Raw genomic sequence first — 12684 nt, forward strand, 5'->3', positions numbered from 1 at the left:
ATATGTCTTATTTTAAAACTGAAATTAAGATTGAAACTGTTTCTGAGCCAGAAATTAAAAAAGAATTAGTGGAAGAAAAGCCACAAAACGATAGTCAGCATAAAGAAAATTCAGAGTTGATTGAAATATTAACAATGATTCAAAACAAAGTAAATAATTTAGAAATATCTATGTTAGAGAAAGTAAAACTAAAAATGAAAATAGCGGCTTGTACAGAAACAGATGAAATAGTTAATATTTGCATAGAAAATAAAATTAATTTATAAAGATTCAAAATAACAAAACAAAAGGTAATTTTTGATTTTAGAAATTCTGCCTCCTGTGAGAGCTGATATACGGCAGAACCGAGCGAGTGGCAAGGCATATATTCGGGCGAGAGATAGAGATGTTAGGCCACTCGCTCTTTTCTAAAATCAAAAATGTGGGTGCTTGGTCCACCCCCGCCGCTTTTCCCCCCAAGCCCCCCTTTCGGCATCCCCCATAATTGTACTCCCTTTTTGGGGGGACCGCTCTTGGGGGTGGCCAATGCCTTTCCCTCATTTTGCTCCCTCTGAGTAGAATCAGGCTCTTTTTTGCTGATTTAGTAAAATTGAAAGCTAGATTCAGCAGAGCCTTCACGGGCAATGGGCAGCAACTTCGCACCCACAAAAGAATTCCCACCCTCCCCCTACTGCGATCTTGTCGGGGCATTCCCAATTTTTGTAAAATTGAAAGGCATATTGGCCTATAATAATGACTAAAAGTTACGGCAGAAATTGAACTATTTATCCTCTAATTTTTTTCTCTGCCGTTTAATGCTAAAAATAGTAAAAACCCTTTAAAATCAAGGTGTACAAACACTAGGGCCACCTTTTTCAAAGGCCTTAAAATCGATTTTACGAGGTCGTTTTTTGTTGAATTTGTGATTATAATTAAAATTATAAAAAAAGAGGTAGTTAAAATGGATTTGTTAAAATTTATTAATGAAAATTGTGAATTTGTTGAAGATGACGAGGAAAAAGAGATATTAAATTTCATGAAAACTTATGATGAAACTGAAGCAAAATTTTTAGAAGTGAGCTTCAAATTATGTACTTTTCAGAAAGTAAAAGTTGATTTTTATGAAGAAAGATAGTATACTCAATTTAACGATAAATAAATAACTGGAAATGTCAAGTTTCCAAGAAGAGCTTTAGAGTCTAGTCAACTTTTAAAGCTCTTTTTATTTTTTGGAATTAATGCTAAAATATTGGTAGGTGCTAGATTCCACATTTAAAGAAAATTATCCCCAACAGAAAGGGGGTGGAACCTTGACTAAATTATTTATTATCGTTATTTTCTTTATGCTGACTAAATTAGCATACTAGAAATCAAAATAGGATATAGCACCTAGTAGAGAATTGACTATTCTTTACGATTAGAGAGAAGAGAAATCTTCTCTTTTTTTATTTCAAAGGCGGGCATCTTGGTTTGAGGAGAGATCACAGTATTCCCGCCGTAACTTTTAGGGATTCGGATTGGACATTGTGCCTTTCATATCTAACGAAGGTTAACAGTAGATGCGGTACTGTGGCCGTGCCCGCGACGACTCAAGGAGGAGCAAACACTTTCCCCCCAAGAGGCGACTAAAAAAAAAGGGTACCGCAAACCGGGGATGCCTAGCGAAAGCTTTTTTTGCAAACTTACTTAGACCGGCCTAGCCAAAAAAAAAGCTGTAGCGACGCCGGCGGGGGGAAAGGGCCGGCCACGGAGCGAGCACGCCGTAAACAACGGACTCACTAAGGCGTGGGAGCGACCTTCTTTAGCACTAGCTATAAATATTTCTTGCAAAGAATAAAATAAAGTATTACAATTGTATGACAAATTATTAAAGGAGGCTAAAATGTCTGTTGTATCTGTTAGATTGAATCATGAAGAAGAAATATTATTAAAACAAGTTGCTAATTTTGAAGGAGTTGGAGTTTCTAGTTATATAAAAAAAATTGTTTTTGAAAGATTGGAAGAAGAATATGATTTAAAAGTCGCTCAAAATGCTTATAAAACTCATGTAGAATCAAACCAAAAAACTTACTCTTTTGATAGTGTAATTGAGGAATTAGGAATTGATTTATGATTAAATACAGCGTCGAGTTTTCTGAAGCATCTTTACAGAATTTAAAAAAATTAGATAAATCAGTTCAAACAATTATTTTAAAATGGATTAAAAAAAATCTTGTTCATTGTAATAATCCTAAAGCACATGGAAAAGCATTAGTAGGAAATAAAAAAGGATTTTGGAGATACAGAGTAGGTAATTATAGATTACTTTGTAATATCCATGATGAGGTATTAACTATCCTAGTTCTTGAAGTAGGTCATAGAAGTGAAATCTATAAAAAATAAAAAAAGAGTCAGAGGTTAGTTGCTGGCTCTTTTTTAGTTTTTTTCTAGTTTTTATAAGGCATGAAATAATTTCATACTCTGGTGATAGTTTATCGTATTCTTGTTTAACTTCAGAATCTTTCAGTTTTTCAGTTAAATAATTATTAAAATTCATATTTTATTTTACGTAAAATGGAGCTTTTTTTCCTTTTAAATTCTTTTAAAACCTTTTAAAACATTTAGACTGACGATTTGCACTGTTTTTATTGACTCGGATGGGGGTATAAGGCAACCTAATGGGAACTACAAGGCAACCTAATGGGAACTACAAGGCAACCTAATGGGAACTACAAGGCAACCTAATGGGAACTAAAGACAACCTTAAATTTGACAAGTTGCCCTGTATGTGGTATTCTTTTGATATTAAAGGGTTTAGAGGTGGGATATATGAAAATAATGAAATATCACAATGATATTAATAAAATGAAAATCGGTGGATTCAGTAAGGCTGAAACAGATATATTTTTCAGCTTATTATTAAAAGCTAAGGATAATCAGGATAAAATTATAATTATGGACTTTCTAGAGCTAAAACAACTTTCGAACGGTGATAAAAATAACGATAGGTTTATTAAAAATATCTTGGGATTAAGTTCTAAGTTGAAAACATTAAATCAAACTATGGAAGTAGAACCTGGAGTTTTCTTAACATTTTCTTTGTTTGGAAGTATTAGGACTGATACAAATAAAAAAATAATAAAAGTTCCAATAGGTGAAGAGTTTTCTTATTTGGTAAAAGGTTTGTTAGGTAATTTTACTCTCTTAGATTTAGAAGAATTAGTTAAACTAACGAGTAATTATTCTAAAACTCTATTCAGATTATTAAAGCAATGGGAAACTACAAAAGAATATATAGTTAAGATGGATGTATTTAAAGAGTTAATGGGTGTACCATCAACCTATAGAATGACTAACATTGACCAAAAGGTTTTAAATCCTTCTATGGAAGAACTAAAGTCTCTATTTCCTAATTTAAAATTAGAAAAAACAAAAAAAGGACGTGTGATGGAATCTCTGAAATTCACTTGGACTCAGAAAAAGAAAATAGATCCTAAAATAATTCCAATTAAAATTAAAAAAGGACTTGGACAAAAAGAGTTAGAAGAAGACAAGTTATTCGAATTGGAGAGGGATGATAGTATTTCACAGGGTATTGAAAATACTGATGCGGAAAATCCTTTGTGGGTAAAATTCCTAGAATTATCAATAGCTGAACAAGCCTCTGTAGTTGAAACAGTTTACCAAAATTATATTCTAGAATGTGGTGCAAATGGAAAAATTCAAAAGTTGGCATTTAATGCTAGTAAAAAATCTTTGATAACTAAATTCCTAGAAAACAATCGAGAAGAGAGTTCTAGAATCCAAGATGAAGATTTAGAATTTACTCAAACTAAAATATATACGGTTGAAGATATTCCATCAGAAAAACTTTTAGATAAAAATGGCAACAAACTAAAGGGTATGTTGTTGGTGAACCGAATCAATAAAATTTTAGGAGAAATGAATAAAGCTGAAGCTGTATAATTTTGTTTCCACTCTACAACTTTAATTTTAAATGTTTCAACATTTTTTTGATATTTTAGGTTAAAAATATTTTAAGTTTACAAAAAACTAAATAGTTCATAGAATTGATTTTAAGCTAGGTGCTAAAATTAACTCGATTATTTTATGCTTAAACTGTTTGAAATCGTTTTTTAGAGTATATTATGACTTTTAAACTATACATTGAACTAGAATTCTCTCTACTGTTTTTAGAATTTTATTTAATTATATGTTTTACAGATTAATATTCAAGTTTTGTTTTTTGAAAAATACACGTTAACTTTTACTGTGTAAAAATTTAGCGGTTGTATATTAAGAAGTATTAAAGAGTATTAAAGAGTATTAGGAAAAATCAACTTGCATATTTGCACTGCTTTTATTGACTCGGATTGGGTATGGTATTCGTCTATCGATACCATATTGTCAATCTATCGATACCATAAAAAAAATAAGGTATTGACTTGTGTAAATACGTATTGTAATATATAGATATATCAATAAAATTCGAGGAGAGAGTAAGATGGGGAAAATAGTTGAGTATGACAGCAAATTAAATAATTTAAACTTTGGAAAATTTAAAGAAAAAGAATTAGACCTCTTTTTTGCTATTTGCTATAAATTAAAAGAACAAGGATTAGATGAAATTACATTATCATTCCAAGAGCTGAAAGAGTTGTCTAATTATTCTAGAAATGATGTGAAAAGGCTGATCTCTGATATAGAAAGTACTTATACAAAATTATTGGGTATTAAGTTGGAAATAATAATATCTCCTAAAGTTAGAGAAAAATTTGTTCTTTTCACGAAGTATAGAATTGATGAGGAAAAAAAAGAGATGACTATTCAATTGCACAAAGAATATAGTTTTGTTTTAAATGATATAGATAAATTCACTAAATTTGATTTAATAGAATTTAGTAATTTGAAAAGCACTTATGCTAGGAATATGTTTAGATTATTAAAACAGTTTGATAATAAGAAGAATTTATTTTCTTGGTATGAAGTGAAAATAGAAATATTCAAAGATGTATTGGGCATTCCAAGTTGTTATAAAATGATTAACATTGATAAGAAAATACTTGTCCCAATCATGGAACAGTTGAAACCTTTATTTCATAATCTGAAATTAGAAAAAATTAAAAAAGGTGTCAAAGTTGTGGCTCTCAAATTTACGTGGACTCAGAAAAAGAAAATAGATCCTAAAATAATTCCAATTAAAATTAAAAAAGGACTTGGACAAAAAGAGTTAGAAGAAGACAAGTTATTCGAATTGGAGAGGGATAATAGTATTTCACAGGGTATTGAAAATACTGATGCGGAAAATCCTTTGTGGGTAAAGTTCCTAGAATTATCAATAGCTGAACAAGCCTCTGTAGTTGAAACAGTTTACCAAAATTATATTCTAGAATGTGGTGCAAATGGAAAAATTCAAAAGTTGGCATTTAATGCTAGTAAAAAATCTTTGATAACTAAATTTTTAGAAAACAATCGAGAAGAAAGTTTTATAATCCAAGATAAAGATTTAGAATTTACTCAAACTAAAATATATACGGTTGAAGATATTCCATCAGAAAAACTTTTAGATAAAAATGGCAACAAGCTAAAGGGTATGTTGTTGGTGAACCGAATCAATAAAATTTTATCAGAAATGAATAAAACAAATTAAAGTGTCTGTATGAAACATATAACAGAATGTTTTTAGAATTACTGTTTGAAAATATAAATTGATAGGGTAATTTCAGATTTAATTACATTCTGTTTAGACTGAAATCTATTCAAACACTTTTATTTTTGGTGTAATATTTAAATTTTTAAGAATAAAAAAGCTTCTAAACTTAATAAAATCAAAGGTTTAAATAGTGTTTCAAAAATCCTTAGAGTTGTTATTCCGCGTTTTCTTGATGGGACCCCATTTTAGAGTTTCTTTTAAAAGATTATTAATTGATTTAAAAGATTTAAAAGATTTAGCCTTAATTTTGTCCAACAGAATCAAGACCTCAAGAGATATCTTTAATAACATTTGTACCACCCTTCAATAACATTTGTACCACCCTTTAATAACATTTGTACCACCCCTTTAATAACATTTGTACCACCCTTCAATAACATTTGTACCACCCTTCAATAACTGAATTTATTTGACAAGTTATTATGTATGTTATATAATCCACTTATATTGTAATTTGCGGAGGGGTAATATGGAAGGAGCATCAAATAAGGTATCATTTCATAATGATTTGTACCAACTGAAATTTATTCAGAAATTAAAAGAAAAAGAGATGGATTTATTATTTACAATTATAAATAAATTGAAAAATACGGGTAGAAATGGAGCTGTTATATCTTGGTTAGAACTAAAAAAAATATGTTCAACTGGAAAATTAACAATGAGAAATAGAAACTTTTTAACATACATTGAACATTTAGCAGATGTATTAACATCTATAAAAATAAAAATATCTGATGAAGACTTAGATCAGTATCATGTTTTATTTCCAACTTGCTATAATGACAAAATTTCTCAAAATTTTATTATTATACCAAATGAAAATCTAGATTATATGTTTACAGGATTAAATGGAAATTTTACGGTTTTAGATTTAGCAGAAGTTTCTTCTTTGCAAAGTAAGTATTCAAAAATTCTTTACTACACATTGAAAAAGCATCAGAATAAAGCAGAAAAAACAAGAGTAGTAGAAATTTCTATGAGAGAATTTAGAGATTTATTAGGTATTCCTGATAGCTATCAAATGATAAATATTGATAAAAGAATAATAGAACCTGGACTAAAAGAACTATCTAAATATTTTCCCGAGATAAAAATACTAAAAATAAAAAAAGCTGTATCAATAGATAGGTTACAGATTACATGGAAAAATAAAATTAAAAAAGAAGTTGTTGAAGAGAATATTCCAGTTTTAGAAAAAACTACTAGCATAAAAAAAACTGATAAAATTATTGAACAAGTAGCTTTGGATAAAAAATTATCAGAAGCAGAATTACCTTTACTTAGTTCTGAAGAAATAGAAAAAGCTATTTCTATAGCAAAAACTACTGGAGATTTTAGTGATTTTTTAGCAAACTCAATTATAAAAAATCCTAGATTAGCTTCGAACATGTTACGGCGTTACTTGTTAAAAAGTTGAATACTTTTTTAATTAAATAGACTTGAGTTTTAATAAAATTTTAAAGGGGAATAAGATATTATGGAGCAAAAAATTTATGAATTAGCTAAAAAAATTGAAAATTACAAAGAACGTGTAACCAATGAGGAGATGACAAAAACAGCATTTGTAATGCCATTCTTCGAAATATTAGGATATGATACTAGAAATCCTTTTGAGTTTGTACCCGAATTTACTGCGGATATAGCGGATTTAAAAGGTGAAAAAGTTGATTATGGAATTTTTATAAATGATGAAGTTGAGTTTATAGTTGAATGTAAAAATTGGAAAGATAATTTGCTTAATCATGATAAACAACTTAATAGATACTTCAATGTTGTTGATTCACATATAGGAATATTAACAAATGGAATTCAGTATAAATTTTTTACTGACTTAGAAGAATCAAATAGAATGGATAAAAATCCGTTCTATGAGTTTAATATTTCAGATATTAATGAAAAAGATTTTATTCAACTTAAAAAATTTACAAAAGCAACTTTTGATAGACACAAAATTTTAGATACTGCTGAAGAATTAAAATACTTAACTCTTCTTAAAGGAAATTTAAAATCAGAATTTGAAAATCCTTCAGATGATTTTATAAGTTGTATGTTAAATAATATCTATGATGGAATTAAAACAGCTAAAGTTAAAGAAAAATTTAGTCCAATATTAAAAAAAGCACTAAATGAATATTTTAATGATTTATTAAGAGATAAATTAGAAACTGCTTTTCAAATTAAAGTAGAAGCTCCTCAAGAACAAGAAGTTGTTGAAACTACAGCTGAAGTTATTGAGAATAAAGCTCCAGTTACAACTGAAGAAGAAATAGTAGGATTCTCTATTATAAAATCTTTACTGTTGGATACTGTTAATCAGATTGACAAAATAACATTTAAAGATACTTTAAGTTATTTTGGTATTTTATTTGAAGATAATACTAGAAAATGGATTTGTAGACTTTATTTTAATTCTCAAAATAAATATATTTCATTTCCTGTTTTAGAAAACGGAGAAAGAACTTTGAAGGAAGAAAAAATTCAATTATCTAGTATCTATGAAATTGTGAAACATAAAAATAGAATAGAAGAGGTTGTAAAACTTTATACTAATTAAACAATACATAGTTATAAAGGTCTGTTTTCATTGACTACATTAGAATGTTCTCAGAAAAAATAATTGCTTTTTGTAAAAATACTTACTAAGTGAGACAACAAGCGAAGTATCGAGTAAAAGCAGACCAACTTTTACGAATTAGAGAAATAATTTTTCCTTTCTCTTTTTTTAATAGCTTTGTTTTCTTTAAAATTTGTCAAACTATTATATTTTTACAGCATATAAATCATAAATTATTCTCAAAAAATTATTTTTTTAAACGTGGAATTTTTTTTGTATTACAAAAGTTTTAACCAGAAAAGTGTTAGTTGTTGGGAGAGGTTGAAGGGTGAGTAAAAAAGTTTATTATATTTTTTAACATATTGTGCTACTATGTAAAAAACAAACAAACAACATAAAAAAAAGAGTGTATTATCCAGCATTTTATTATGAGTTCTTCAACCGACCAAAGCGAAAACTCGTAATAAATTCTATGTGGAAACACTCTATTTTTGTTAAACCAAAATATAAGAAAATCAGTATTGGATTTTCTCAATTTGTAATACAAATTATAATACTAGAAACAAAAATAAAAGTAAAGTAAATTTATAAAAAACTTTATTCTGAAGCTTTTAAAATCTAGTAAAATATAGTATTTTTGCAGGTTTAATAAAAATAGAAAAATGGATATACCTCTAAAAAAATTTAGGAGGTATTTTTTTATGCAAAAAATTAAATTGGTGAAAAACTGTACAACTTCTGATGGACTAAAAGGGCTTACAATTCAAATCGATCCTGCACTTTATAAAAAGCTTTCAAAAATATCAAAAGAGTTAGATATAACTAAGAGGGTGATAATTAATACAGCCTTAATAAAATTGCTAGACGATATAGAAAAGTATGGCGTTCAGTTATGATTAAACTTATAAAAGCTGGAGTTGATACTGTACAAATTGAGGTTGAAGGTTTGCACTCAATAAAATCAGATAATGGCTATATTTTAAACGACAAAACAACCTATACAGCAAAACAAAATACAAGAATAGTTATGAAATGCACGAACGATTTAGCAACACCAAAAGAGATGCTAAACAACATCAAAACTTTAGAAAATAATATAAAAATAAAAAAAATGAAAATTACAAGAGTTGATTTAGGAGCAGATATGAAAGAGTTCATGAAAGACAATAAAAACTTACTTAGATTATTTTTAGAGTGTTTGAATACTCTAAGAAAAAAAGACTGTTCAGAAATCTTTAAAACTATAAAGGGGCTTGAAAAAGATGGCAATATCAAGATAAGTTCAAAGAGAGTTGAAACGACAATTTATAGTTGCCCAGATAAAAATAGACCTGGGAACACTCGAGTAGAAAACAGAATAAAAGACATCCGCAGCAAAGAAAACAATAAAATTATTATCCAAAACGAGATTAAAAAATACATTGAAGAATTGAGATCTTTAGAGCTTTTTATTCAAAAAGTTGAAGAAAAATATATCTCAGAACTAACAACTCTGTACAAAGAAACAATTGATAAAAAATACAGAACTTTTTCAGAGTTTATTGCAACTATGGATTCAAACGGATATATTTTAACTTTTGAAATTTTAAGAGGGTTAATGACGAATGTTGGCATAAAACAACATCCAAATACATTTGCTAAAAATTTTAGAAGATTGAGAAATAAAACTCTAAATTTCACGACAAAAACCGATCTAAAAAAGTTTACAAAATCACTTCAAAAAAACTTAAAAAAATCAGCTAAAAATTGAGTTAAAGGTGTTGTATATAGCACCTTTAACTCAAAAATACATACTCTTAAAAAGTGTTGAAAAGTCTACTGTTGAGAGATGTTTAACGAGTTTTTTATAAAGACGTCATGGGGTATAGATTAAGGGGGATAATTTATTTTAAACTTATTAAAAAATTATATAAAAAAATCAATTTTTAAGATTAAATTTTATATTTAAAATCCCTAAAATATTTGTATTTTTTTAGGATTTTAAAATACAAAAGATTTTTATTGTTGAATAATCCGTAAAATTGATTTTAAGGTCGGTCTAAAATGCAACGTATTAATTAATACCTAAAAAGCTACAGAATCGATTTTAAGGCTAAATAGAGGATTTTAAACAGTATTTAGAATTGTAGTTTAAACTTAAAAAACATGATTATCAAAAATTTTAGAAAATAAAAATTTATGTTAGTGACTTTATCAAAAAATAAAAATTTTGAAATTAGAAATTTATAAAATTATTTGAAAATTAAGTAAAAAATTAGATAAGCATATCAAAAACAGAATTTGTAGTTTTGATATGGCCTTTTATATAGTGTTTAAAGCTTCTGTGTTTATCCTAAAAACGATTTTAAAAGATAATTCGAGTATAAATATACCTTGATATTAATATTTTAAATAAATATAAATTATAGAATCTTTAAAATTTAAATTAGTTTTATTAATTTATGATAAACATAATGATTTTTATATTTGGTTTTTTTAAACTTAGTCTCAGATAAATTTTTTTGTTTGTTTGGAGAGAGAAAATTTATTTAGGGTTAAATGATTCTAGAATCCTGTATTTTAATTTTTACAGAGACTTCAAGAAGAAATTTAGAATTTCAGTTTTAGGTGATCTCCTGAAAGAGGACTTCGATTCAGCTTTAAGATTTATCCAGTTTTGGATTGAAGACAGAAATTTGAAAAGATAGCAGGGGTTTTCCCTGCTTTTTTTATTTTTGTGTTTTTTTAGTTTAAATTTTAAAAAAAAGTAATTTTCTTTGATCTTTAATATTAAAAGATTATTTTCTTTAAAGTATTAAAAGAGTATTAAAAGAGTATTAGGAGAAAATCAAAATCAATCTAGCCCAATTAAATCAATGGTCGAAAGGGGGTTCAAAAAGTTGTATAAACGACAAATTGAATACCCTTTGATGTTGTTTTGAATACCCTTTGATGTTGTTTTGAATACCTAATCAAGTACAAATTGAATACCCTTTGATGTTGTTTTGAATACCTAATCAAGTACAAATTGAATACCATTTAACGACATGTTTTAAAAAAGACGTTGAATATGCTTTTGAATTTTGATAATATAAAGGATATATTAAAAAAGAGGTGTATAATTGAAACTAGTAGAATATGATAGTAAAATGAATGAATTGAATTTTGGAAAGTTTAATGAAAAAGAGTTAGATTTGTTTTTTTCTATATGTCATAAAATGAAAAATAAAGATATTGAAGATGTTTCTTTAACGTTTCAGGAGCTTAAAACCCTTTCTGGATATAGTCAAAAAGGGTTAACAAGATTTATAAAGGATCTTCAGAGTGTTTATAGAAAACTCTTAAATATAAATATGACAATTGAGACAAAAACTACCATAACTGGATTTGTTCTTTTTACAAAATATAAAATAGAAAAAGACGCAGGAGTAGTTGAAATAACTGTAAATAAAGAGTTTAAATACATTTTAAACAATATATCAAAATTTACTAAATTTGATTTGATGGAGTTCACAAATTTAAAAAGTTCTTATGCTAGAAACTTGTTTAGATTGTTTAAACAATATGATAAAAACAGTGAAGGGTCATATTTCTATAAAGTAAAAATTGAGGATTTTAGAAACCTTTTAGAAGTTCCTAAAAGTTATAAAATGGCAGATATAGATATCCGTATTCTTCATCCTTGCTTGGAGCAATTAAAGCCACTATTCCCAGGTTTAACTTTAGAGAAAATTAAGGTGGGTGTTAAAATAACAAACTTGTTATTTACTTGGAAAAAGACAAACAAACACTTAAATAAAGAAATTGAGGTAATAGAACCTGAGATAGTAGAACCTACAGGAACTTTAATAGATTCTGAATTTTCTATATATGCATCAGAACAGTTTAGAAAATGGTGGTATGATAACATCAAAGAAATAATATTTCATAAAAAATATATTCCAGTAATAGAAAATCTAAAAATAAGTGAATCTGAAACAAAAAAATATTTAATAGATATTACTCAAAATATGCTAGGAAAAGATATTGGTGGAGTTATAAATGCAATTAAAAATAAAACTAGACCAGCTGAAAGTGTAAAAACTGAAAAGGATTCTATTTTAAAAGCTAAAAAGAAAGACGAGATAGCGGAAGATATAGTTAATCAGGATGTAATGAATTTATTAGAGAAACCTAAAGAGGAAGTAGTAATTTATAATAAAAATTTGTTAGGAATACAGCAATATTTATATGCAGAAATTAGTAAAATTAAAATTATGACAATTGCACAAAGCTCTAGATTAATTAATCATTTTGACAATATAGAGGCAGCTATTGAGTTTGGAGAGGGATTTGAAATAGATATGTCTTATTTTAAAACTGAAATTAAGATTGAAACTGTTTCTGAGCCAGAAATTAAAAAAGAATTAGTGGAAGAAAAGCCACAAAACGATAGTCAGCATAAAGAAAATTCAGAGTTGATTGAAATATTAACAATGAT

Annotated in this window: 12 protein-coding genes; all 12 read left to right on the forward strand. The window is 27.4% G+C overall.

Annotated elements, in window-relative coordinates:
• Nucleotides 1–266: hypothetical protein (locus ACRCZX_RS10280; protein WP_438582837.1), on the forward strand; the 266-nt coding region annotated here is incomplete at its 5' end.
• A 674-nt stretch (nt 267–940) separates the two neighbouring features.
• Nucleotides 941–1114, forward strand: a complete 174-nt coding sequence (locus ACRCZX_RS10285; protein WP_438582838.1) for a hypothetical protein — start codon at nt 941–943, stop codon at nt 1112–1114.
• Between the two features lie 747 nt (nt 1115–1861).
• Nucleotides 1862–2092: a type II toxin-antitoxin system RelB family antitoxin gene (gene relB, locus ACRCZX_RS10290; RefSeq protein WP_438582839.1), complete on the forward strand. Its 231-nt coding sequence runs from the start codon at nt 1862–1864 to the stop codon at nt 2090–2092.
• Nucleotides 2089–2361 (forward strand): type II toxin-antitoxin system RelE family toxin, encoded by a 273-nt coding sequence (locus ACRCZX_RS10295; RefSeq protein WP_438582840.1) that lies wholly within the window; start codon nt 2089–2091, stop codon nt 2359–2361. The genes relB and ACRCZX_RS10295 overlap by 4 nt, the downstream gene beginning before the upstream one ends.
• A gap of 426 nt (nt 2362–2787) precedes the next feature.
• Entirely contained in the window at nt 2788–3924 is a 1137-nt protein-coding gene (locus ACRCZX_RS10300) for a replication initiation protein (protein WP_438582841.1), read from the forward strand.
• 538 nt (nt 3925–4462) lie between these two features.
• Nucleotides 4463–5608: a replication initiation protein gene (locus tag ACRCZX_RS10305; RefSeq protein WP_438582842.1), complete on the forward strand. Its 1146-nt coding sequence runs from the start codon at nt 4463–4465 to the stop codon at nt 5606–5608.
• A gap of 532 nt (nt 5609–6140) precedes the next feature.
• On the forward strand, nt 6141–7088 hold the full coding sequence (locus ACRCZX_RS10310; protein WP_438582843.1) for a replication initiation protein: 948 nt from the start codon (nt 6141–6143) through the stop codon (nt 7086–7088).
• A gap of 60 nt (nt 7089–7148) precedes the next feature.
• Nucleotides 7149–8225, forward strand: a complete 1077-nt coding sequence (locus ACRCZX_RS10315) for a type I restriction endonuclease (protein WP_438582844.1) — start codon at nt 7149–7151, stop codon at nt 8223–8225.
• A 701-nt stretch (nt 8226–8926) separates the two neighbouring features.
• Complete coding sequence (locus ACRCZX_RS10320) at nt 8927–9121, forward strand: hypothetical protein (RefSeq protein ID WP_438582845.1); 195 nt, start codon at nt 8927–8929, stop codon at nt 9119–9121.
• Nucleotides 9118–9975 (forward strand): hypothetical protein, encoded by an 858-nt coding sequence (locus ACRCZX_RS10325; protein ID WP_438582846.1) that lies wholly within the window; start codon nt 9118–9120, stop codon nt 9973–9975. Before ACRCZX_RS10320 ends, ACRCZX_RS10325 begins: the two co-directional genes overlap by 4 nt.
• 751 nt (nt 9976–10726) lie before the next feature.
• A complete protein-coding gene (locus tag ACRCZX_RS10330) occupies nt 10727–10912 on the forward strand; it encodes an ORF6C domain-containing protein (RefSeq protein WP_438582847.1) in 186 nt (61 codons plus the stop codon).
• Nucleotides 10913–11326: 414 nt separating this feature from the next.
• On the forward strand, nt 11327–12684 hold a 1358-nt coding region (locus tag ACRCZX_RS10335; RefSeq protein ID WP_438582848.1), incomplete at its 3' end, for a replication initiation protein.

Source organism: Cetobacterium sp. (assembly GCF_051658645.1).
GTDB lineage: Bacteria > Fusobacteriota > Fusobacteriia > Fusobacteriales > Fusobacteriaceae > Cetobacterium_A.